Raw genomic sequence first — 22,525 nt, forward strand, 5'->3', positions numbered from 1 at the left:
TTTATTCTAACGAAGCGAAGCGAGCTGGGCAAGAGGTTCAGACGCTCTCAAGATAGCTGAGCCAGTGCTCGTCAGGGGGGTGGGACGCGAATCGCGCAATTTCCTGCCGTTTGGTCATTACCAGGTTGCGGATCAGATCGTCCGGGAAAATGCGCGCAACTACCGGGTCAGTTTCGAAAGCAGAGATGGCCGACGGCCAGTCTGCTGCCAGCTGCGGCAGATCCGTCAACTCATAGGCATTGCCCGAAATCGGGCTGGGCGGTCGCAGGCCATCCTCGATCCCAACCATTGCCGCGCCCAGAACTGCGGCCAGCATGAGATAGGGGTTGATGTCACCGCCAGCAACGCGATGTTCGATCCGTCGGGCGGCAGGGGCACCACCCGGAATGCGCAGGGCCGCTGTGCGGTTTTCATAGGCCCAGCTTGCTCCGGTGGGTGCGTGGGCACCAGGCACCAGGCGCGTGTAAGAATTGCCATGAGGAGCGAAGATCAGCGTAGAGCCGGGCATCGCGGTCAGACATCCAGCAACCGCCGAGCGCAGTTCATCGGTTCCCTCGGCCCCTCCGTCATCGAAGACATTGCGTCCATCGACATCGACGATCGAGAAATGCACATGCATTCCGTTGCCCGCATCCTCGGCATAGGGCTTGGACATGAAGGTCGCTGTGAAGCCATGCTTGCGTGCCACGCCACGCGCCAAGGTCTTGAAAAGCCACGTATCATCGGCGCAGCGCATGGCGTCCTGATGGTTCAGATTGATCTCGAACTGGCCGATCCCGCTTTCAGATATTGCAGTCTGAGCGGGAATACCCATAGCGGCGCAACCATCATAGAGATCGGTGAAGAACGCATCAAACGCGTCCATTTCGGCCATCGACAGAACGGCTTCGTCCCGCAGCCTGCGGCGCGTGACCGGGTTGATCGGAGGCTGCGGTTGGTCGCCTGAGGCGTCAAGCAGAGTGAACTCGAGTTCGGTGGCGGCGATGACCGACCAGCCCCGTTCGGAAAATCGATCTAGAACCGCAGAAAGCGCGTGTCTCGGATCGCCCGCAAAAGGCGTGCCGTCATCGTGGTACAGGCACATGGGCACCAGCGCGGTGGGTGTATCAAGCCAGGGCATGGGAACCGGACCACGCCCGGTGGGGCGCAACACACCATCTGCATCACCGCTTTCGAAGACAAGCGGGCTGCCTTCGATATCAGCGCCCCAGAGATCGACATTGAGCGCAGAGAACGGCATGCGTACGGCGCCTTTCTCCAACTTGGCACCGTATGAGGGCGGCACGCGTTTGCCACGCATCTGACCGTTGAGGTCACAGGCGGCGACGCGGAATGTATGCAGGGCGCTCAGGTCCATTGGGGGCTCCGTGGTCTAGTCACGAGAGGTTTAAATCAGGATTAGCGTCTTGTCACGAAATTTGATCAAATTACGAATAGGCGTCGCTTGCGTTGGGGCGCGATGTTGAAAATCAACCGACTTGTACAGTGGTCGAGACCGCTGTCTTCCGAGTTGTACAACATTCAGGTGCCCGATTGTGCCGGGCGTAGCGATGCCTATAGTCTCAGATATGTTCATCTTTCTTACCATAGTGTTACTGATCGCAGGCGGGGTCGGCTATTACGTCTGGTCCAAGAGACAGGCCCGCGCAGCGCTGTTGGCGACGCGTCTGACCTCGGATCAACAGGACATCATTGATCAGCAAGTTCCCATCATCCGGCGGCTGCCCGCCGGGCTGCGCAGCCACTTGGATGGCAAGGTGAACCTGTTTCTGGATCAAGTGAGCTTCTACGGCTGCGACGGGTTGGAAGTGACTGAGGAGATGGAGCTGTCGATTGCGGCGCAGGCCTGTTTGCTCGTGATCAATAGCGACATTTGGTATGACAATCTGACGACCATTCTGATCTATCCCAATGCGTTCAAGTCAAAGCAGCAGCGGCGCTCGGGCTATGTCGTGTCCGAGAAAGAGATCGTGCGGACCGGGGAAAGCTGGGATCGCGGACCGGTCATTTTATCATGGGCACACAGCCAGCAGGGCGCTCTGGATGATCGCGACGGGCAGAACGTAGTGCTGCATGAATTTGCGCATCAGATCGATGATCTGTCCGGGGGTACAAATGGCGTACCGATCCTGAGTGAAGGGCAGACATTCGCGGAATGGGAAAAGGTGTTCCTGACCGCCTATGACGCGCATATCGATGCGGTTGAAAGCGGGCGGCGGACAGTCATCGATCCGTATGGCGCGACCGGGCATGAAGAGTTCTTTGCCGTTTCGGTTGAAGTGTTCTTTGAGCGCCCGAATGCGCTGAAGCACGAGGTGCCCGAGGTCTATGAGCAGCTTTCGAAACTGTTCCGGCTGAACCCGGTGGAGTGGGCTTAGCGCGCCAGATTCAGACGGAACCGCATCTTTGCTTTTCGCTCGGCCGGTAGGTGGCGGTTCAGGCGTTTGTTAACCCTTCCGAAAGCCCAAACGATGACCAACGTTAGCAGGATGAAATAGAACGCTAGAATCGGGTATGGAATGAAGGGGTTAAACGTCTTGTCCGCGAAATAGCTGGCGTAATAGAGCGCGTCGCCCCGTTGTTGCCAGGCCGGGAAGGCCGAGAAGAAGACCAGCGTTGTCGACTGGAAGACAAAGATCGCTTCGTTCGTATAGGCGGGCCACGCCAGCCGCAGCATTGTGGGCCAAACGATACGTCGGAAGCGCGACCAACCGGACATGCCATAGGCGTCGGCGGCTTCGATATCGCCCTTGGGGATTGAACGAAGGGCGCCATAGAAGATCTCGCCCGAATAGGCGGAAGTATTCAGGAACAGCACGATCAGCGCCCCCAGCCAGGCCGAGGTGAAGGCGTCGAACATCGGATAGGGCTTCTTCAGCGAAAGGAAGAAGAAATAGGCGAAGAAGAACTGGATGAACAGCGGCGAGCCGCGGAACAAAAAGATGAACCACTCGGACGGTTTACGCAGCCATTTATTCGACGAGGCTTTGCCGACGGCCAACGCGGTGGCGAGGAAGAACCCCGTGACCATCGCCATGATCCCGAAATAGATATTCCAGATCATGCCCGAGCCGATCAGCGTGAAGTGCTCGCACAGGGTGAAATCGGTTTTGGGCAGCAGGCGCTCGCCAAAGCCCAGCGAACGGAGGCCGTAGTCCTGAATGGTCTGGATGCAGCTCATGCGGTGGTCTCCTTGCGCAGAAGCTCTCCGCCCGATGTGGCCTGACCATGGGACAGGCGGCGCATCAGTTTCTCAAGCCCGATTTCCGAGACGCGGGTCATGCCGAGGTAGAAGATCAGCAGGGCGAGGAAGTACCACATGCGCCAGTCGCCATGAGGGTAATCGGTAAAGCGGGATGTTTTTGTGCCGCCCAACTCGCGCGCCCAATAGACGATATCTTCGATGCCCAGCAGAAACAGCAGTGGCGTGGCCTTGATCAGCACCATCCACAGGTTCGATAGGCCGGGTAGGGCGTAGACCCACATTTGCGGCACCAGGATACGCCAAAAGGTCTGGCGGCGTGTCATGCCGTAGGCTGCGGCCGTCTCAAGCTGGGCGTGTGGTACAGCGCGCATGCCGCCGAACAGGACGTTGGCGGCAAACGCGCCGAACACGATAGAGAATGTGACGACGGCAAGGAAGAAGCCGTAGGTTTCATGCACCCATTCGGGTGCAGTGCCCAGCGGCAGCTTGGCGGCCTGACAGACGATGAAGTCGTTGCCCTGCCGCACCGGATCGGTCCATTCGGGGCAGAGCACTTTATGGCGCAGCCATTCAAAGCCCTGATCCAGAGCGATCACGAAGAACAGAAAGAAAGCGATATCAGGCACGCCACGCACGATGGCGATATAGGCCTTACCCAGCCAGCTAAGCGGCGGGAAATGCGATCGCGCTGCCATAGCGCCGGCAAAACCGAAGCTCAGGGCGACCGGGGCGGTGACGGCCAGCAGACCCAGCACCTTGAAGAACGACAAGTAGAACGACCAGTGGACGCCATTGGTCAGATAGCACGAGAACCAGCGGAACGTGCCCAGCGTGTCAGGATCAGCGCAGTAGGAGAACATAAGGCGTCTTTCGAACGTCTGGCCGGTCTCAGGTCCGGCAGGTCCGGCGCGCGCACGCGCCGGACAATTGGACGGAGGGCTTAGTTGGTTACGACCGAGCCGTCTGTGTTGTATGTAGCGATACCTTCGCCAAACCATTTGACCAGCATCTCGTTGAGCGTGCCGTCCGCCTTCATGGACGAAATAGCGTCATCGAACTTGCCGCGCAGTTCTGCGTCGCTCTCGCGCAGGCCCATGCCGATGCCACCGCCCAGCGGGACAAGATCGCCGACAAAGACCAGCTCGCCACCGGATTCCTCAACAATCGGGACCAAGAAGTCATAGTCCGCCAGCACCGCATCCGCTTCGCCGTTGCGCACGGCGGCGATGGTTTCTTCGGGGGTGGCGAATTCGACCAGAGTCGCGCCGGATTCAGCAACGTGACCGGCCTGAATGGTTGCGGTCTGTGCAGCGACGATGCCACCTTTCGTGTCAGCGCCATCTGAAGCAGCTACGTAAGCTGAGGCGGTCGGCGGGTAGTAGTTCTGGGTAAAGTCGATGACCTCATCGCGTTCGTCAGTGATCGACATGCCGGCGATGATGGTATCGTAGTTGCCCGAGACCAGGTTCGGAATGATCGAATCCCAGTCGTTCTTGACCCATTCGCATTCCAGACCAGCGCGCTTGCACAGCTCGTCACCGACTTCACGCTCGAAGCCGTCGATCTCACCAGCATCATTGATGAAGTTGTACGGAGGGTAGGCGCCCTCGGTGCCCATGCGCACAGTTTCGGCCATTGCGATACCGGCGGTCAACGCCAGTGCTGCGGTGGTCAGAATCAGGTTTTTCATGAGTTACTCCCCTTTATTGGTTCTGTCCGTTGGTTAAGCCGCCTGAGTGGCGGAGAGAAAGCCCTGAAGCCGTTCGGATTCAGGGGCAGTGAAAATGTCTTCGGCTGAACCCTCTTCTTCGATCAGGCCCTGATGCAGGAACACAACGTGGCTGGAGATATCCGCAGCCATCTTCATGTCATGGGTCACGATGATCATGGTGCGGCCTTCTGCGGCCAGATCCTTGATCACTTTGATCACTTCCTGTTCCAGTTCGGGATCGAGCGCTGAGGTCGGTTCGTCAAACAGCAGCGCCTGAGGTTCCATGCACAGCCCACGTGCGATTGCGGCGCGTTGTTGCTGTCCGCCCGATAGTTGCGCCGGATAGACGTCGCATTTGTCGCCGATGCCGACCTTTTCCAGATATTTGCGCGCGCTGTCTTCGACCTCGGCCTTGTCGCGGCCCATGACAGTGACCGGAGCCTCCATCACATTCTGCAGGATGGTCATATGGGCCCACAGATTGAACTGCTGGAACACCATCGACAGATTTGTGCGGATGCGCAACACCTGCTTGGGATCGGCGGGACGGCGATGATTGTGGCTGCCAGTCCAACGGACGGGCTCGCCTTTGAACAGAATCTCGCCCTCTTGGCTGTCTTCCAACAGATTGCAGCAGCGCAGCAGGGTAGACTTCCCCGAGCCGGATGATCCGATCAGCGACACGACGTCGCCGCGATGCGCGGTGATGTCCACGCCCTTGAGCACCTCGAGTTGGCCAAAGCTTTTGTGCAGGTTCTTGATCTCAATGACGGGAGCGGCGTCTGTCACGGGCAGTCCAGATATGATTGGTGTTGGTGCGGTAATAGGGCTGAAAAATCGGGCTAATGCAATGCGCAATTGACAAGTTCACGCAGCGAAATTGCCAAATCGGGCGGTCGCGCTGTCTAATCTGTCAGTTTGTTGGGCGCATTCTGTGACTCGATGCACCATTATCGACAGGTCAGCCAGATCAATCTCTTGATTGCGGCCCAGAGATTCAGGTCACAGGATTCCGGATCAACCGAGGTGATCCTCAGCGAAACCAAATTTATTGAACTGGCTTGATCCAATCACCAAAACTGTTTGAATTTGGGAATAATTCGTTTTGAGTTAAAGATTGAAATATACGAATTCAATTCACGTAAGGGGCTTCTTGTGATCGCGCTATTATTTGCATTGTTCGCCGGCACGATGGTGCTGGCATACTTTAAGCTGGTCAGAATTTCATACGCATTGTTCGTGCTGACGCTTTTGGCGAGTGCCTACTGGCTGAAGTTTCACGCCACGACCCCCTTAACGATTCAACTGTGAGGTCGTCCAATGTCACCTGAATTTGCTCGTAACATGAATGCGATTGGTGCACTGGCGGTTTGCCTGGTTCTGGTGCTTGCCTTCTACTTTCAGCTTGTCCTTTACGAACTGCCCTGTCCGTTATGTTTGCTCCAACGCGTGGGATTCGTGGCCGTTGGGTTCGGGCTTGCTCTGAACCTGTTATGGGGTACGCGCGCCAGAAACTATGGCATCGTGCTGGTGGCAGCGATATTTGGGATCAGCGTTTCGATCCGCCAGATCCTGCTGCATATCGTGCCCGGAACAGGGCACTATGGCTCCCCGGTTCTGGGCCTACACTTCTATACCTGGGCGGGAGTCGCGTTTGGTTTGATAATCCTTGGCACCGCAATCATGCTGGTATTCGAGAAGCAGTATGATCTTGCGTCGGACGTTCGGGCAACCGAACGCTTCGGAGGAAGTACATTGGCCAAAACAGCGTTTTTCCTGATTTTGGCATTGGCCGTCGCGAACGCTGGTTCGGCGCTTTTGGAGTGTGGGCCCGGCATCTGTGACGATCCGCCGACAGACTACAAATTTCTGAATGAGCTTGAAGGCAGCGATTCATAGCGCTGACAACGCCCAAAGGCTTGCCGGTTGATCAGACCTTCGCCGCCTTTTGTCTTGCAAGCGCCGAATCCACATCGCTCACGCCGAGCAGGCTGACGACAAGGCGTAGCAGAGAATCCTCTTCACCGCTGCGGTGCCCATCCGCCAGTGCGACCGACCACATGGCCTGCACAACGGCCAGGCGGTCGTCATAGGCGATGGCCTCTTTGATGGCGCGAGTAAAGCGGACGGTGTCGGGCGCCTCGGCTTCAAGGTCTTCGGCGCGGGCGCGCAGGGCTGCGGCCTCAAATGGCGACAGGCCGTAGCGTTCGGCCGAGATGCGGTCGATTCGGGCCATTTCGGTATCGGCATAGTCGTTGTCGGACCGAGCGATACGCACCAACAGGGCGGTGAGGGCCAGACGGGCATCATCTTCGACAAGCGGGTCGGGCTGCGGCTGAGTGAGCCGGGACAGGAAATCACTGAACATAAGCGTTTATATAGAGACAGCCTAGGTCGCTTCCAAGCGGCTTTGTATCCGCTCGCGTGCCGCTTTGCTGTCGTTGAAGCTGAGGCCCATGGCAATGCGGGCTTCTTCGACGATCTTGACCTCGCCCTCGTCCGAGTTGCCATCGGCCAGCACGACCTCCCACAGGGCGTCAAGCGCGGCCAAGCGTTCCTGAAGATCGGTGGTTTCGCGGATCAGTTTGCCGAATGTATCTGTTTCCGGAGCAGCTGCGTGCAATTTTTCGCAGGTGGCGCGGACCTTGGCGGCCTCGATCGCATTGTGCTGGTAAAGTCGCGCAAGAATGCGGTCGATCAGGCTGATCTCTTCCAGCTTGTAGTCGCGGTCGGCCTGCGCGACACGTACCAGCAATGCCCCCAGGGCCAGTTCGGCATCAGGATCGGGCAGTTTGTCATGTTGCGGCGGCCGAAAGGCCTGGAAGAATTTTTTCAACATATCGGCAGGATATTCCGTAATTCGAGGCGCGCCAAGCGGTGCTAGCCCTCATAGCCCTGAATAATCACAAGATCGCCGGTCGAAACCGGATCGCGCAAGGCCTTGGCGGCTTGATAGGCATCGCTTTCATAGCAGGCCAGCGCCTGTTCATAGCTGGGAAATTCGATGACAACTGTGCGGGCGCGAGCCTTGCCTTCGGGCTCGCTCCTCTCGCCGCCGCGTACAAGAAACTTGGCCCCGTAATCGGCGAATGGGGCCGCATTGGCAGCAATGTAAGATTTGTAGGTTTCAATGTCGTCTACATCGACATGGGCAACCCAGTATCCTTTGGCCACAAGGTGTCCTCCGCTGGTATCGGATGCAAGGTGCGGAGGAACAGGTTGAAATGCAATCCCCTAAAAGTGGATCATCCACCGGATTGCAGCGCGGCGCGTGCTGAATCCTGTAACCAAGCGGTCATTTGCCGATAGGGAACCGGGCCATAGCTGATCCGGGCCACGCCGAGTTTCGCTAGCGTCGGCGTGTCAGGCGTGCCGGGCAGGGCGATGATGTTGACCGGCAAGTCGGTGGCCGCGCAAAGCTGGCCGATCATGGATTCGTCTTTCAGGCCCGGCGCGAAGAACCCGCTGGCTCCGGCATCGGCGTAGGCTGCCGCGCGGGCCATGGCGTCATCCAGCATCGCTTGATCATGCGTGTCCGGAGCGGCTTTGAGGAAGATGTCAGTGCGGGCGTTGATGAAGGCGGGAACACCGGCCACGTCACAGCTTTCGCGCATCGCAGCGACACGCGCTGCCTGTGATTCAATGTCATAAAGATCTTTAGTTCCAACGACCTGATCTTCGAAGTTAAAGCCGATTACTCCGGTTTCCAGCGCGCGTTTGACATTGGCCGATATGCCAAAAGTATCCTCGGCATAAGCGCCTTCGAGGTCCATGGTGACCGGTATATCAACCGCCTCGACAATGCGGCGAGCGTTGTCTAACGCCAACTCAAACGGGATGTTCTGGCCGTCCGAAAACCCCTGCGCCATCGCGACCGGAGCACTGCCAGTCGCCAGCGCTTTGGCCCCTGCATCGCGTACAGCGACGGCGCTGCCGGGGTCCCAAATGTTATAGAGGATGACCGGATCACCCTTCTTGTGCAGGGCGGCAAATGTTTCTGCTTGGGTAATCTGATCGGTCATGGCCGGTCTCCTGTCGCTGCTATGGCGGCAGTTAACCGTGCAAACCGCCGGCGCGTAAAGATATTTCGCGCCGACTGGTACAAATCTGTTATCGGCCCGCGATCAGACCAGACGCGAGGTGTCTTTCGCGGCGCGCACGAATTCGCGGAACAGGGGGTGCGGGTCGAAGGGTTTGGATTTCAGTTCCGGGTGATACTGAACACCAATAAACCATGGGTGATCCGACCATTCGACGATTTCCGGCAGGCGACCATCCGGGGACATGCCCGAGAAATTCAGGCCTGCCTTTTCCAGTTTGTCGCGGTACTTGATGTCGACCTCGTAGCGGTGACGGTGGCGTTCCTCAATCTGGGTGCCGCCATAGACTTCCGCGACCTTCGAGCCTTCGGCCAGAACCGCATCATAGGCGCCCAAACGCATGGTGCCGCCCTTGTCGTCTCCGACTTTGCGTTCGACCTTGTGGTTGCCCTGCACCCATTCTTTCAGGTGGTAAACAACGGGTTCAAAACGCTTTTTGCCAGCCTCGTGGTCGAATTCCTCGGACCCGGCTTCGGTGATTCCCGCCGCGTTGCGTGCGGCTTCGATCACGGCCATCTGCATGCCCAGACAGATGCCCAGATAGGGCACTTTGTGTTCACGCGCATATTGAGCGGCCTTGATCTTGCCTTCTGTCCCACGCTCGCCAAAGCCGCCGGGGACCAGGATGGCGTGGAAGCCTTCCAGATGAGGTGCGGCGTCTTCGTTGTCAAACACCTCGGCATCGACCCACTCGATCTTGACGCGGACGCGGTTGGCCATGCCGCCATGGGTCAGGGCCTCGGCAATTGACTTATAGGCATCTTCAAGCTGGGTGTATTTGCCGACGATGGCTACTTTCACTTCGCCTTCGGCGTTGTGAATGCGGTCGCTGACGTCTTCCCATTTGGCCAGATCGGGCTTGGGGGCCGGGCTGATCTGGAATGCGTCCAGAACCGCCTGATCCAGACCTTCACGGTGATAGGCCAGCGGGGCGTCGTAGATGGTGCTGAGGTCTTGTGCGGCAATCACGCTGTCAGGGCGGACATTGCAGAAAAGGGCCAGCTTTTCGCGTTCTTTGGTTGGAATCGGTCCCTCGGACCGGCAGACCAGAATGTCGGGGGCTAGACCGATCGAGCGCAACTCTTTCACCGAATGCTGGGTTGGCTTGGTTTTCAACTCGCCCGAGGCTTTGATATAGGGCAGCAACGTCAGGTGCATGAAGATACACTGACCGCGCGGCTTGTCCTGACTGAACTGGCGGATCGCTTCAAAGAAGGGCAGGCCCTCAATATCACCTACGGTGCCGCCGATTTCACAGAGCATGAAATCAACTTCATCCTCGCCAATCGCGATGAAATCCTTGATCTCATTCGTGACGTGCGGGATCACCTGAATGGTTTTGCCGAGGTAATCTCCACGGCGTTCTTTCTCCAGCACGTTGGAATAAATCCGCCCCGAGCTGACCGAGTCGGTCTTGCGTGCCGCCACACCGGTGAAGCGTTCGTAATGGCCAAGGTCCAGATCGGTTTCAGCGCCGTCATCGGTAACGAATACTTCGCCATGTTCGAAGGGCGACATGGTGCCCGGATCGACGTTTAGATAGGGGTCCAGCTTGCGCAGACGCACCGAATATCCCCGGGCCTGCAACAGCGATCCCAACGCCGCCGAAGCCAGTCCTTTGCCCAAGGACGAAACCACACCACCAGTGATGAAAATAAAACGCGCCATGTTTTTCGGCTGCTCCCGTGAGACGTCATTATTAGCTGCCCGGCGGTTCGAAAAAACCGCTGCATCACGGGACTTCACGTATAAAGGATTCGCGCACATAGCGCAAGAGAACCGCAAGATGCTGTTGCAGTTCCCTTATGATTTTCTAGGTTTTGTGGCTTAGTCGGCCGCCTGCGGGATCAGCGGAGCATTGTCGCCTTGCGCCGGCGGCAACAATTCATCTGCCGATGGGACTGCCGGAGCGCTTTCCTCAGCCGGGGCCGGGGCAGGCACGCCCAAACGGTCAATCACCGAGCTGCCAGAAGATTTCTGGGCCGCCAGAATCGTCAGCGTGATCGAGGTGACGATAAAGCACGCGGCCAGGATCCATGTCAGCTTGCCCAAAGCAGTCGCTGCCGCACGGCCCGTCATGGCCCCGCCGCCACCGCCACCCATACCAAGGCCGCCGCCTTCGGAACGTTGCATCAGCACAACGACAATCAGGCCCAAGGCCAGAAGAAGGTGGATGATGAGAACGACGTTTTCCATGGTGGTCCTGTACAGCGTGGCGTGTATCGCGTGGTACTTATGCAAGTTTGCCAGCGGGGGCAAGTCACGAGTTGGCATCACGTGCGGTGATGTTTCATATCACACCAAAGAGACTGGACAGAGCGCTGTTCTGTCGCGCAGGCTGCGCCTCATGCCACATGATGATCACGACCACCCGCATGCTCTGTTGCCTCCCGAACCCGCGCTGCGCGTCAAAGCGCTTGAGACGATTCTGACCCGCAAGGGTCTGATTGATCCTGCAGCGCTGGATGAAATCATCGATACCTATCAGAACAAGATAGGGCCACAGAACGGCGCGCATGTTGTTGCAAAGGCTTGGAGTGATCCCGATTTCAAAGCCTCACTGCTGGCAGACGCCACATCAGTCGTGGCGGATCTGGGCTATTACGGTCGTCAGGGTGAGCATATGGTGGTCGTCGAGAACACGCCTGAACAGCACAACATGGTCGTCTGCACCTTGTGCAGCTGTTACCCGTGGCCGCTGCTAGGAATTCCACCCGGCTGGTACAAATCTGACGCTTACCGCGCCCGTGCCGTGCGTGAGCCGCGCAAGGTCCTGTCTGAGTTTGGTGTTACCTTGCCCGAAGGTACATCGGTTCGCGTCTGGGATTCGACGGCCGAAATTCGTTACCTCGTCCTGCCGATGCGCCCAGAGGGCACAGAAGGATTGAACGCGGATGAACTGGCCGCGCTGGTCACCCGCGACAGCATGATCGGCACTGGGCTACCCAAGGTGCCGTCATGACGCGCGTACATGATATGGGAGGGCGCTTTGGTGATGGTCCGGTAATCCCGGAACCCGAAGACGCGCCGGTGTTTGCCGAAGACTGGCACGGTCGGGCGCTGGCGGTAACGCTCGCTGCGGGGTTTCTGGGGCAATGGAATATCGATGTCTCACGCCACGCGCGGGAAAGGTTGTCTCCTACGGACTACGCGCGGTTTTCTTACTATGAGAAATGGATGTCTGGTCTGGCTGATCTTCTGGTCGAAAAGGGTGTCCTGACGCTTGATGATTTGCGCGGTGTTGACGAGGATGGTGTTCACCCTCTGACTGAGCGTACCCTGAAGGCTGACGCCGTCGCAGGCGCTTTGGCCAAAGGTGGACCCGCAGATCGCCCGTCGAACGTCGCAGTTCGGTTTCAAACCGGGCAAGCCGTTCGAACCCTGGGCCACAGCGCCAATCGACTGGTTGATGGCGGCCACACCCGGTTGCCGATCTATGCCGCGGGTGCAACGGGTCGCATCCTCAGGCTGCATGGCACTCATGTCCTGCCGGATTCCAACGCCCATGGGTTGGGTGAAGCCCCCGAGCCGCTATATGCGGTCGTGTTTCCCGCCTCAGAACTTTGGGCAAACCCTGAGCACCCGGCGGATGAGGTCGTGCTGGACCTCTGGCAATCTTATCTGGAGCCCGCATGAGCGATTGTATCACTCACTCGGCCCCCGAGCCGGTTTTTGCTGAGCCCTGGCACGCACAGGTTTTTGCGGTCACAGTGGCCTTGAACGAAGCGGGCCGGTTTGATTGGCCGGACTGGGCGGAACGGTTTTCCAATACTTTGAAACGGAACGGCCTCAAAAAAGATCTGGATGGTGGGGACGATTACTTTCACGCTTGGTTGGAGACCTTGGAGGCGCTGCTGGCTGAGCAGGGGGAAGCGCCCACTGATGATGTCCAGGATCTTCGCAATGCATGGGAAGAGGCTTACCTGACAACACCCCACGGTCATCCCGTACAATTGCGCTAAAAGCAGAGGGGGCGCTGCCCCCGCCGCCCGTCCGGGCGACTCCCCCGAGGTACTTTTGGCCAGATGAAGCAGGGGACCCGCTCTTCATCAGGCCAAAAACACCTCCGCCGGAGGCATCGCGCGCAGCACGATTTGTGTCTGCGGCGAAATATCGGTTTCCCTGCCGTCTGTGCCCGGCTATATGAGCCGGGTTTGAATATTCAGCGCAAAAGGACCGGATATGGCCAACGTGGTTGTTGTCGGCGCCCAGTGGGGCGACGAAGGAAAAGGCAAGATCGTCGACTGGCTCAGTGAGCGAGCGGATGTGATCGCGCGTTTTCAGGGTGGACATAATGCCGGGCACACGCTGGTCATTGAGGGTGAGGTTTACAAACTGCATGCGCTACCTTCGGGCGTCGTACGCGGTGGAAAGCTGAGCGTGATCGGCAATGGGGTCGTATTGGATCCTTGGCACCTGATCAAAGAGATCGGTACGATCCGCGCGCAGGGTGTCGATATCACGCCCGAGACGCTGATGATTGCCGAGAACACCCCGCTGATCCTGCCGTTCCATGGCGAGCTGGATCGTGCGCGCGAAAGCCAGAACTCGGTGGCCAAGATCGGCACGACCGGTCGCGGGATCGGTCCATGCTATGAAGACAAGGTTGGTCGGCGTGTGATCCGGGTGGCTGATCTGGCTGATGATGCGACGCTAGCGCTGCGGGTCGATCGGGCTCTGGTCCATCACAATGCGCTGCGCAATGGTTTGGGGCTTGAGCCGATTGACCGGGATGCGTTGATCGCGCAGCTGAAAGAGATCGCACCACAGATTCTGCCGTTTGCCGCGCCCGTATGGAAGGTGCTGAACGAGAAGCGCAAGGCAGGCAAGCGAATCCTGTTCGAAGGCGCACAGGGTGCGCTGCTGGATATCGATTTCGGGACCTATCCATTTGTGACATCGTCGAATGTGATTGCGGGCCAGGCCTCGACAGGCGTTGGGATTGGGCCGGGTTCGATCGACTTCGTTTTGGGCATCGTCAAGGCGTACACGACCCGCGTGGGTGAGGGGCCTTTCCCAACCGAATTAGACGACGAAGATGGCCAACGCCTGGGCGAACGGGGGCATGAGTTCGGCACCACGACGGGGCGCAAACGCCGTTGTGGTTGGTTCGATGCCTGTCTGGTACGTCAAACCTGCGCGACCAGCGGCGTGAACGGCATCTCCCTGACCAAGCTGGATGTGTTGGACGGGTTCGAGACGCTGAAAATTTGTGTCGGGTATGAGCTGGATGGCGATCGTCTGGACTATCTGCCGACCGCCGCCGACCAGCAAGCACGTTGCACGCCGATTTACGAAGAGATGCCGGGCTGGAGCGAATCCACCGAAGGCGCGCGCAGTTGGGCAGACTTGCCTGCGAACGCGATCAAATACGTGCGCCGCGTCGAGGAATTGATCGAATGTCCGGTCGCCCTTTTGTCCACCAGCCCGGAGCGGGAGGACACCATTCTGGTGACCGACCCGTTTGCAGATTGATGAGCAGCAACGACAAACCCGGCCTCAGCTATAAGGCACGTCGGCGGTGGTCATTGGTGCTGCTGCTGATCGGGCTCCCCATCTATATCGTTGCGGTTGTGACAATCGTGAACTGGTTGGATCGCCCGCCGGTCTGGCTGGAACTTCTGGTATATGTCGCGCTTGGCATTGTCTGGGCGTTGCCGTTCAAATTTGTCTTCCGCGGGGTGGGCAAAGAGGACCCGGATCAAGATCAAAGCTAAGCCGCCCGATTGTCTTGGTGTCTTCTGCGTGGCACGATGTTTGCGACTTTCTTTCGCGGCAACCAGAGGCAGATAGGGCATGAAAAACCGGGTATTAGCGGCGGTTACCACAACATGTATCGCGAGCAGCGCTCAGGCCGATGATTGGCGCTATACCATTGCGCCTTATTTCTGGGGGCCGGAATTCAGAACCTCACTGGACGTGGGACCAAACCCGCCGGTGAACGGGGATACCTCGATCTTCGACATTCTGAAGGGCGCGTTCCTGATCGCTGGCCAGGCCCGAAATGGGCGTTGGACCATTGGTGGTGAGTTCAATTATCTCAATTTGGGTGACGATGTCTCGGTCGGTCGGTTTGACGATGCAGCCAGTTGGGATCTTGAGGGCACGATGGTCTCACTGGCGGCCAGCTATGCGGTCTATCAGGATGATCGGTCACGGTTGGAAGCGTTGGCCGGGCTGCGCCATTGGGACCTGGATGTTTCGACCACCGTGCTGGATCGCACCTTCAGCACAGATCAAAGCTGGACCGACCCGTTGATCGGCGCACGCTATAACTACGCGCTGAATGACCGCTGGAGCCTCACAGCGATGGGCAATATCGGCGGCTTCGGTTATGGCTCGGAATTCCAGTGGGAGGCGCTGGTGCAGGCTAGTTGGAAGTGGCGTGAGAATATCAACGTTGCGGGCGGGTATCGCCATCTGGATGTTGAGTTTGAAGACGGGCGCGATGTGATTGATCTGATCCTGACCGGCCCTTACGTGGCGCTGGCGTTCAACTTCTGAACTTGATTGGCTTTTTGGCTGCCAGCCACGGAACGAAAAAGGGCCAGAGTTTCCTCTGGCCCAATTTTGTCTTGAGGGGGTATTGGGGGATCTTGGTGTCAGCCAGCAGCACGCTCGTCGTCGTTCGGGCGGAACCCGATTTGGGTTGAGGCGGCGAAACGGCCACCTCCGGCCTTTTCGATCTTGCCGTCCCGCAGCAACTGACCGAATGAGCGCAGGCTTTCTTCGCGGTTGAACGAGTCCTGCTTGAGCGAGCGAACTTTGTTCATCAACTGTGGACGCGAGAACTGTTCCTGACCTTCGATGAAGGACAAATAAGCCGCGGCAGCTTCCAGCAGGTCGAGTAGTGATTGGGCACCCTGTTCTTGCGCAAAGGCTGCAAAACCACCTTCTTCATCTGCAGATTCCTCGTCCGCCGAGGTGACACGGCGCGGTGTCACCGGGCCGGTGTCAGCCGTTTCGGTATCCACCCGCTGTTCAGCCACCAGTTTCAATGGTGCGGCAGCATCCGGGGTGGGGCGTTCACTGGTGACCTCGATCTCGGGTCGGCGTGGATTGACGACCGAGGCCAGATCACCGCGATAATCATCCTCGGGGGTCTGAGATTTGTCTGCGCCATCTTCGCGGTCTGCTTCGGTTGCAGCAACGGCAGTGCGCAGGTGAGAATATGTTTCGCGCTGACCGCTAGTGGCAGGATCATCCATATGGGCGCCCGCTTCGTCCATCAGGCGCGATACGTCCTGATCCAAACCCGTCATATCGGGCAGCTCAGCCGTCGTGTTTGCCGCCAGCTCGGATTCTACCAGCGCCATTTCGTCAAGCAGCAGCGCCTCATCCTCGGCCGAGATGACGCCATGGGCGAGGCCGGTAAGATCCGGTGTTGTTTCATCTTCGTCGGTGTTGTCCTGGTCATTCAGGATGTTTGAGGGGCCTTCGTCTTCAGTTTCAGATTCGTCGTCGAGGTCCGAGAACAACACGTCCTTGTCCGTGACATCGGCTGCCGGCTGTTCGGGCGCTTCGTCCTCGTCTTCAAGTTCGGTAGTGATCGCCGGTGAGATGATCGGGGCTGCTTCGACTTCGTCCTGCTCGATCGCGGCAGGCGCGAGTGGTTCTTCGTCCTCAACCGGCAGCTCGGCGATCGTTGCCATTTGCTCGGGTTCGGCACGCTGTTCGACCTGCGGGGTCGTTGCCGGAGCGTCGTCCGTAGCGGTGTCTTCCAGATCGGTCGGGCTCAACGCGCCGGACTCAAAAGCGGCAGAGATTGCATCGACCTTTGGCTTCACGGGCTGCAGATAGCTGACGTCTTCGTCTTCAGAGTATCCGGCAGGGGCAGCATCGGAATGCGAAACAACAGCCCGGATTCGCTGCAGCTTGGCTGCGATACTGTCAGCGGCGGGGGCATCTTCGGATTGCGGAGCAGACGGAGCAGGGGGAACAACATCCGCGACAGGCTGAATAGGTTCAGGTGCTGTGGCTGGCGCAATTGCAGCGGGGGTCGGTGCTGCAACCGGGGCGGTTTCCGTTGCGCGCAACAACAGGCCGGTCTCGTTCTGGCTGGCTTCAACCTTCTGTGCGGCGTCCCGCTGTGCGATCCGGGTCAGCATCTCGGCGTCAGGCTGAGGAGGTTCCGATCCGAAGTATCGGTCATCCGCTGCAAGGTCCCGGAAATACTCGGCGATCGCCTTCATTGTTTCAAATGAATCGTCAAAGCCTTCGAGGGTGCACGAGAAGGTGCCGTATGAAACGGTGAGTACCTTGTTGTTCTGTACCATCAGACGCATGTCCTTTACAAACTACCAGGTCGATTACCAGACACAGCAGGGGCAACCGACTCGAAACTCTAGCCATGAAGCTATCATTTTGTGGTTTCATTATGTCCAAAACTGGAAATTATGGTCAATCTTGTGGAAAATGGGGCAATTGTTCGCTCTGGCGGGCCAATCGGGCTGTTTGGTGGGGGCGAAATCTGTTCAGAGGATGTGAATCTGGTGCTAAATCGCGTCAATTCTGCCGTTGCGGCGGATGGCGGTGCGGCTGCGTTGATTGATTCGGGACGGATGCCGGACGCAGTGATCGGCGATTTGGACTCGATTACGGCAGAATATCTGGCCCGGATTCCTAAGGATCGGTTGTTCCAGATATCCGAGCAGAACAGCACCGATTTTGACAAGGCGCTGCGCAATATGGATGCGCCTGTGGTGCTGGCAGCAGGATTTCTGGGCGCGCGCGTGGATCATCAGTTGGTGGCGTTCAATACTCTGGTTCGGTTGCAGGATCGGCCTTGTGTCCTGTTGGGCGCACGAGAAATTGTCTTTCATGCGCCCCCCAGGATCAGTCTGGAGCTCACAGCAGGAGACACGGTTTCATTGTTTCCGCTGCGGCGGGTGACCGGGCGCAGCGAGGGGCTGGAATGGCCGATTGATGATCTGGTGCTGGAACCGGACGGGCAGGTCGGAACCTCAAACCGAGCGCTAGGCGCGCTAACGCTTGAGGTCGATGGACCCGGGTTGCTGACGATCCTGCCGCGCGCGGCGTTGGATCAGGTCATGCAGGCGTTTCAGTCGGGCCGGACCGAGCGTTGGCCCGCTCGTGCAGGATAACGTAGAGCCCGGCGGCGATGGTGATGCCGATGCCTAGCGCGGCCAGCCCGTTTGGCAGATCGTGGAAGATCAGCCAGCCGATCAGGGTGGCGACCGGAATCTCTAGATATTGCATCGGGGCCAGAGTCGCAGACGGCGCATAGCGCAGAGACCATGTCATAAGTAGATGCGCCACGGTGCCCAGCACACCGATTCCCAGCAGCAGCCAGAGTGTCTCAGCCGTGGGCATTGTCAGGGACATTGCGGGCAGGCCGATCTGGGAACCCAGCAGGACAATCGGAAGCAAAAAGGCGGTCGCCATGGCCCCCGATACCGCCTGCAGTGCAACCGGGTCTGTTTCCTTGGCGATCTGCCGCGTAACCAACATGAACAGGGCGAAGACCACCGCAACGATCAGGGGCAGCAAGGCGGGCGCGCCGACCTCAGCAAAGCTGGGCTGGATCACCAGCAAGGTGCCAATGAATCCCACGACACAGGCGATCAAACGACGGGGGCCGACCTGTTCGCCCAAAACATATTTGCCCAACAGCAGCATGATGAAAGGCATTACAAAGGCGATGGCCACGGTATCGGCCAGCGGCATATATTGCAGCGCTGTGAACATCGCAGCGATCCCAATGATGTGCAGAAGGGTGCGGATCATCGTTAGGCGCAAAACGCGCGGTGTCATCTTCCATGGCTTGCCGGTCATCGCGATCAGTGGGATCAAGATCATCGCCTGAACAGCAAACCGCACCAGTACCAGCAGTCCCAAAGCTGTGGTTTCACCCAACAGCTTTGCCATCCCGTCACCCAGTGGTGCGAGCACGCAAAAACCGAGCATCAATATGATGCCGAGAACGGGGCGATCCTGAGTCATGTGCGCGACGCTAGCGGTTTCGCGGCAGAGGGGGAAGCTCTGATCTCAGGTGTCGGGCAGGGGTTGGACTTTGGTGTAATCCGGGCCGATGCAGGTGGGCAGGCCGTCACCAAGCTGCAGCCAGCTAAGCTTTTCCTCGTGCGCGACATGCAAGGTTGGGCTGAGTGCTTCGGGTTTTTCCAGCGTCGCCACATAGAGGTGCATCACATCCGACATCACCGTGGACCGGAAGGATATCGGCGTGCCGCAATGGGGGCAGAAACTGCGCTCGACTCCGGGTGAGGAATTGAAGCGTTTCGGCTGCTCACCGGTCCAGCGCCAATTGCCGTCGCGGACTCCGAAATAGGTGGTCATCGGGGCGGCGCATTGGCGGCGGCAGCTGTCGCAATGGCAGGTGACACAGGACAGAACCGGAGGGTCAACCTCGTATCCAATCTTGCCGCACAGGCAATGTCCGCGCATGTCACCCCACTTGTTCTTGCTGTCAGATCAGCAGTTCGGCACGTTGACGGCCAACCCGCCCAAAGATGTTTCTTTGTATTTCTCGTGCATATCCTCGCCGGTCTGGCGCATCGTTTCAATGGCCGCGTCCAAAGGCATAAAGTGCTTGCCGTCGCCGCGAAGCGCCAGCGATGCGGCAGAGACGGCCTTGATCGCACCCAGGCCGTTGCGCTCGATACACGGCACCTGCACAAGGCCCGCGACTGGGTCGCAGGTCATGCCAAGGTGATGTTCCAACGCGATCTCGGCGGCGTTTTCAACCTGCTCAGGCGTACCGCCCATCACGGCGCACATGCCTGCCGCAGCCATGGCTGACGCGCTGCCAACCTCGGCCTGACAGCCCGCTTCAGCGCCCGAGATCGAAGCGTTGAACTTGACCAGACCACCGATGGCGGCGGCGGTCAGCAGGAAATCCTCGACATGGCTTTCGGACGCGCCGGGCACGTGATCGAGGTAGTAGCGCAGAACTGATGGCAGCACGCCCGCCGCGCCATTCGTGGGGGCGGTGACAACTTGCCCACCGGCTGCGTTTTCCTCGTTCACGGCCATGGCGTAGACGCTCATCCAGTCGTTGATCGTATGCGGGGCATTCAGGTTCATGCCGCGTTCCGCCAGCAGGGCATCGTGAATGCCTTTGGCGCGGCGGCGCACGCTGAGACCACCGGGCAGGATGCCATCCGTTTTTAGCCCACGCTCGATGCAGTCATTCATGACCTGCCAAAGACGCGCGGTGCCTTTGGCAAAGCTATCCGCGCAACCGCGCGCGATCTCATTTTCGCGCTTCATCTGAGCGATGCTTTTACCGTTGTCTTTGGCCATTTGCAGCATTTCGGCGGCGGATTTGAACGGGAAAGGCACAGGCGCACCTTCGTCAGTTGCCTTGCCTTCGGCCAATTCCTCTTCCGTAAGAACAAATCCTCCACCGATGGAGTAGTAGACCTGACGCAGGATGACATCGCCTTGTGCGTCAGTGGCCATCAGGATCATACCATTGGCATGACCGGGCAGATTGTTGTCGTAGTCGAAGATCAGATCGGCTTTGGGATCAAAGCTCAGCGTCGGCAGGCCTTCGGGTGTCACCGTATGGGATTCTGCGATAGCTGCCAGTGTGGCTTCGGCCTTGTCGTTGTCATAGGTGTCAGGCACAAACCCGGCGAGGCCCAGAATGGTAGCGCGGTCGGTGGCGTGGCCGACACCCGTGAAAGCCAGCGAGCCGTGCAGTGAACCCCGCAAGCCCGCGAATTCGAACGGTGAGGCGCGCATCAGGTCAAGGAACCGTGCGGCGGCCACCATCGGACCCATGGTGTGGGAAGAAGATGGGCCGATGCCCACTTTGAACATATCGAAGACAGAGAGAAACATATCAGGTAGCTGAGCCTTCTGGAGGGTTGGCGTAGGTCGGCGAGGTGAAGGGAGTGACCCCCAGCCCCTCGGCGGCAATAGCTGCGCGGGTCGACGGGTTTGATTCTAGCTGCACCAGGATTTTTTGCAGATAAGGCGTGTCGGCGAGTTGATACCAGCTGCGGTCCGCCTTAGCGGGATAAAGCGCCATCCAGCGCATCATGCAGGAGACATATATCGTCAGGACTGAAGGGTGATCAGCACTGAACCAGTCGGGCGCTTTTTGGGCCTGAGCATCCAGCAGTTTCAGGTGCTGCCGCAGCCGCGGGTGAATGCCGGAGCGTAGTGTATCGGCTTGATCTGCCGCGATGTATTTCTCGGCATAGAACAGGATTCGCAGATCGGCATGCAGGGTATTTGAGGCGAAGAACAGCCACTTCAGGAATGCCGCCCGATCAGGGCTGACCTGTGTCGGGGCCAATTGCCCATGCGTATCAGCCAGCCACAGCAAGATTGCGGCGGTCTCGAAGATTGGACCCTGGGGCGTCTCCAGCACTGGGATCAGCCCGTTCGGATTCAACGCCCGATACGCCGCACTATTCTGTGCATCGCGGGCGCGATCGACCAGCATGGTCTCATAGGGTAGGCCCATCTCTTCCAGCGCCAGTCGGATCACCAGCGAGGCGTTGTCGGGGGCGTAGTGCAGGCGGTATGGCGATTCCATGGCGACTATCTAGGGGGTCTGGCGATCACAATAGAGGCTGATTGCGACGTTTCCTATCGGAAACGCGTATTTCAGCGACATGTTAGCACAGGTGCGGAGTGTTTTGCCTCTCGCAGTTGCGCGGGGCATTCCGTATAAGTCTGGCAGTATTCTTGGGGGAAGCTGCCATGACCAGAGACTTGTCGCCCATCGACAAAGCGAAATACGTTGCTGCCTGTCGTGCCGCCGATCTTGTTCAGGACGGGATGCGTGTGGGATTGGGGACAGGCTCGACCGCCGCATGGTTGGTGCGCCGCCTGGGTGAACGGGTGCGCGACGAGGGGTTGAAAATCAAGGGCGTTCCGACGTCGACCGCGACGGCGCAATTGGCGCGGGAAGAAGGGATCGAGGTCGTCTCGCTGGATCAGGCCGGCTGGTTGGACCTGACAATCGACGGCGCGGATGAGTTTGATGGCGAGTTCAACCTGATCAAGGGCGGTGGTGCTGCGCTGTTGCAGGAAAAGATTGTGGCCACAGCCAGCGATCAGATGGTGGTGATCGCGGATGCAGGCAAAGAGGTCGAGACGCTGGGCGCATTCCCTTTGCCGGTCGAGGTGATCCCGTTCGGCTGGCAGACCACCCGCACCCTGATTGAAGAAGCGCTGGACACAATGGATGTGCTGGGCACCTCGGTCACTTTGCGCATGAACGGTGAGGCACCCAAGGTTACGGATGAGGGCAATCACATTCTGGACCTGCATCTCAAGCGGATCGGCAATGCCCGCCAATTGGCACTGGTAATGAATCAGATCCCGGGTGTGGTCGAAAATGGGCTGTTCATTGATATTTGCGACAAGGTTGTCATTGGTTATGGCGATGGCCGGGTCGAATTGCGTGATATCAATGAGGGTACAGTCCTGACCGATATGCTGGGTGACGGTGGGGACAACCTGTTTTCCGATCTGGCGGACTAAAGATCAGGCAAGTAGCGCGATAAACTG

At 58.5% G+C, this 22,525-nt stretch carries 27 protein-coding genes; 11 read left to right on the forward strand and 16 right to left on the reverse strand.

All coding sequences use genetic code 11. The features are described from left to right. Window positions 1-37 precede the first annotated feature (37 nt). Entirely contained in the window at window positions 38-1,357 is a 1,320-nt protein-coding gene (locus ACR0BT_RS00200) for a glutamine synthetase family protein (protein WP_480762262.1), read from the reverse strand. A gap of 211 nt (window positions 1,358-1,568) precedes the next feature. Between ACR0BT_RS00200 and ACR0BT_RS00205 the strand changes: the two genes are divergently transcribed. Continuing rightward, on the forward strand, window positions 1,569-2,378 hold the full coding sequence (locus tag ACR0BT_RS00205) for a M90 family metallopeptidase (protein WP_480762263.1): 810 nt from the start codon (window positions 1,569-1,571) through the stop codon (window positions 2,376-2,378). Here ACR0BT_RS00205 and ACR0BT_RS00210 read toward each other — a convergent pair. The 4 genes from ACR0BT_RS00210 to ACR0BT_RS00225 all read right to left on the reverse strand — a co-directional run bounded on the left by ACR0BT_RS00210 (window position 2,375) and on the right by ACR0BT_RS00225 (window position 5,705). Further along, a complete protein-coding gene (locus tag ACR0BT_RS00210) occupies window positions 2,375-3,181 on the reverse strand; it encodes an ABC transporter permease subunit (protein WP_170465505.1) in 807 nt (268 codons plus the stop codon). The genes ACR0BT_RS00205 and ACR0BT_RS00210 overlap by 4 nt on opposite strands. Further along, window positions 3,178-4,065 (reverse strand): ABC transporter permease, encoded by an 888-nt coding sequence (locus ACR0BT_RS00215; protein ID WP_170393600.1) that lies wholly within the window; start codon window positions 4,063-4,065, stop codon window positions 3,178-3,180. The genes ACR0BT_RS00210 and ACR0BT_RS00215 overlap by 4 nt, the downstream gene beginning before the upstream one ends. 80 nt (window positions 4,066-4,145) lie before the next feature. Beyond that, on the reverse strand, window positions 4,146-4,895 hold the full coding sequence (locus ACR0BT_RS00220) for a transporter substrate-binding domain-containing protein (protein ID WP_170393598.1): 750 nt from the start codon (window positions 4,893-4,895) through the stop codon (window positions 4,146-4,148). A 33-nt stretch (window positions 4,896-4,928) separates the two neighbouring features. Continuing rightward, complete coding sequence (locus tag ACR0BT_RS00225; protein WP_170393596.1) at window positions 4,929-5,705, reverse strand: ABC transporter ATP-binding protein; 777 nt, start codon at window positions 5,703-5,705, stop codon at window positions 4,929-4,931. A gap of 366 nt (window positions 5,706-6,071) precedes the next feature. On the opposite strand from ACR0BT_RS00225, the gene ACR0BT_RS00230 reads away from it, so the two are divergent. Continuing rightward, entirely contained in the window at window positions 6,072-6,227 is a 156-nt protein-coding gene (locus ACR0BT_RS00230; RefSeq protein ID WP_223118239.1) for a DUF5993 family protein, read from the forward strand. A 9-nt stretch (window positions 6,228-6,236) separates the two neighbouring features. Beyond that, entirely contained in the window at window positions 6,237-6,815 is a 579-nt protein-coding gene (locus ACR0BT_RS00235; protein ID WP_170393594.1) for a disulfide bond formation protein B, read from the forward strand. A gap of 31 nt (window positions 6,816-6,846) precedes the next feature. On the opposite strand, the gene ACR0BT_RS00240 is transcribed toward ACR0BT_RS00235, so the two are convergent. The 6 genes from ACR0BT_RS00240 to secG all read right to left on the reverse strand — a co-directional run bounded on the left by ACR0BT_RS00240 (window position 6,847) and on the right by secG (window position 11,212). After that, on the reverse strand, window positions 6,847-7,284 hold the full coding sequence (locus ACR0BT_RS00240; RefSeq protein WP_170393592.1) for a tellurite resistance TerB family protein: 438 nt from the start codon (window positions 7,282-7,284) through the stop codon (window positions 6,847-6,849). Between the two features lie 21 nt (window positions 7,285-7,305). After that, a complete protein-coding gene (locus ACR0BT_RS00245; RefSeq protein ID WP_170393590.1) occupies window positions 7,306-7,755 on the reverse strand; it encodes a tellurite resistance TerB family protein in 450 nt (149 codons plus the stop codon). A 41-nt stretch (window positions 7,756-7,796) separates the two neighbouring features. Then, complete coding sequence (locus ACR0BT_RS00250; RefSeq protein ID WP_170393588.1) at window positions 7,797-8,090, reverse strand: DUF1330 domain-containing protein; 294 nt, start codon at window positions 8,088-8,090, stop codon at window positions 7,797-7,799. 71 nt (window positions 8,091-8,161) lie between these two features. Continuing rightward, window positions 8,162-8,938, reverse strand: coding sequence for an isocitrate lyase/PEP mutase family protein (locus ACR0BT_RS00255; protein ID WP_480762264.1), 777 nt, complete (start codon window positions 8,936-8,938; stop codon window positions 8,162-8,164). 102 nt (window positions 8,939-9,040) lie between these two features. Next, window positions 9,041-10,684: a CTP synthase gene (locus ACR0BT_RS00260; RefSeq protein WP_170393584.1), complete on the reverse strand. Its 1,644-nt coding sequence runs from the start codon at window positions 10,682-10,684 to the stop codon at window positions 9,041-9,043. Between the two features lie 159 nt (window positions 10,685-10,843). Then, window positions 10,844-11,212: a preprotein translocase subunit SecG gene (gene secG / locus ACR0BT_RS00265; protein ID WP_010439184.1), complete on the reverse strand. Its 369-nt coding sequence runs from the start codon at window positions 11,210-11,212 to the stop codon at window positions 10,844-10,846. Between the two features lie 151 nt (window positions 11,213-11,363). On the opposite strand from secG, the gene nthA reads away from it, so the two are divergent. The 6 genes from nthA to ACR0BT_RS00295 all read left to right on the forward strand — a co-directional run bounded on the left by nthA (window position 11,364) and on the right by ACR0BT_RS00295 (window position 15,520). Continuing rightward, on the forward strand, window positions 11,364-11,978 hold the full coding sequence (nthA, locus tag ACR0BT_RS00270) for a nitrile hydratase subunit alpha (protein WP_170511094.1): 615 nt from the start codon (window positions 11,364-11,366) through the stop codon (window positions 11,976-11,978). Beyond that, complete coding sequence (gene nthB / locus ACR0BT_RS00275; protein ID WP_170626080.1) at window positions 11,975-12,652, forward strand: nitrile hydratase subunit beta; 678 nt, start codon at window positions 11,975-11,977, stop codon at window positions 12,650-12,652. The genes nthA and nthB overlap by 4 nt, the downstream gene beginning before the upstream one ends. Further along, the gene (locus ACR0BT_RS00280) at window positions 12,649-12,978 is read left to right on the forward strand and encodes a nitrile hydratase accessory protein (RefSeq protein ID WP_170404914.1); all 330 of its coding nucleotides are present in this window, start codon (window positions 12,649-12,651) and stop codon (window positions 12,976-12,978) included. The genes nthB and ACR0BT_RS00280 overlap by 4 nt, the downstream gene beginning before the upstream one ends. Before the next feature lie 220 nt (window positions 12,979-13,198). Beyond that, on the forward strand, window positions 13,199-14,491 hold the full coding sequence (locus ACR0BT_RS00285) for an adenylosuccinate synthase (protein WP_170393577.1): 1,293 nt from the start codon (window positions 13,199-13,201) through the stop codon (window positions 14,489-14,491). Next, window positions 14,491-14,733 carry a DUF2842 domain-containing protein gene (locus ACR0BT_RS00290; protein ID WP_170511086.1) on the forward strand — a complete coding sequence of 81 codons (243 nt, stop codon included), beginning with the start codon at window positions 14,491-14,493 and terminating at the stop codon, window positions 14,731-14,733. Before ACR0BT_RS00285 ends, ACR0BT_RS00290 begins: the two co-directional genes overlap by 1 nt. Before the next feature lie 79 nt (window positions 14,734-14,812). Further along, window positions 14,813-15,520 carry a YfaZ family protein gene (locus ACR0BT_RS00295; RefSeq protein WP_170404917.1) on the forward strand — a complete coding sequence of 236 codons (708 nt, stop codon included), beginning with the start codon at window positions 14,813-14,815 and terminating at the stop codon, window positions 15,518-15,520. 98 nt (window positions 15,521-15,618) lie between these two features. On the opposite strand, the gene ACR0BT_RS00300 is transcribed toward ACR0BT_RS00295, so the two are convergent. After that, a complete protein-coding gene (locus ACR0BT_RS00300) occupies window positions 15,619-17,292 on the reverse strand; it encodes a hypothetical protein (protein WP_480762680.1) in 1,674 nt (557 codons plus the stop codon). 120 nt (window positions 17,293-17,412) lie between these two features. On the opposite strand from ACR0BT_RS00300, the gene ACR0BT_RS00305 reads away from it, so the two are divergent. Then, window positions 17,413-18,120: a thiamine diphosphokinase gene (locus tag ACR0BT_RS00305; protein ID WP_480762268.1), complete on the forward strand. Its 708-nt coding sequence runs from the start codon at window positions 17,413-17,415 to the stop codon at window positions 18,118-18,120. On the opposite strand, the gene ACR0BT_RS00310 is transcribed toward ACR0BT_RS00305, so the two are convergent. From ACR0BT_RS00310 to ACR0BT_RS00325, 4 genes are read right to left on the reverse strand one after another with little or no spacing between them, the layout of a single operon-like run. Beyond that, entirely contained in the window at window positions 18,065-18,979 is a 915-nt protein-coding gene (locus ACR0BT_RS00310) for a DMT family transporter (RefSeq protein WP_480590781.1), read from the reverse strand. The two genes, ACR0BT_RS00305 and ACR0BT_RS00310, sit on opposite strands and share 56 nt — an antisense overlap. 45 nt (window positions 18,980-19,024) lie before the next feature. Continuing rightward, complete coding sequence (locus ACR0BT_RS00315; protein ID WP_170404929.1) at window positions 19,025-19,441, reverse strand: GFA family protein; 417 nt, start codon at window positions 19,439-19,441, stop codon at window positions 19,025-19,027. Between the two features lie 27 nt (window positions 19,442-19,468). After that, window positions 19,469-20,842 (reverse strand): L-serine ammonia-lyase, encoded by a 1,374-nt coding sequence (locus ACR0BT_RS00320; RefSeq protein WP_480590777.1) that lies wholly within the window; start codon window positions 20,840-20,842, stop codon window positions 19,469-19,471. A gap of 1 nt (window position 20,843) precedes the next feature. Beyond that, a complete protein-coding gene (locus tag ACR0BT_RS00325) occupies window positions 20,844-21,545 on the reverse strand; it encodes a glutathione S-transferase family protein (protein ID WP_480762270.1) in 702 nt (233 codons plus the stop codon). Window positions 21,546-21,712: 167 nt separating this feature from the next. On the opposite strand from ACR0BT_RS00325, the gene rpiA reads away from it, so the two are divergent. Continuing rightward, window positions 21,713-22,498, forward strand: coding sequence for a ribose-5-phosphate isomerase RpiA (gene rpiA, locus ACR0BT_RS00330; protein WP_170645840.1), 786 nt, complete (start codon window positions 21,713-21,715; stop codon window positions 22,496-22,498). The last annotated feature ends 27 nt before the right edge of the window (window positions 22,499-22,525 follow it).

The organism is Ruegeria sp. CJ6 (genome assembly GCF_056536665.1).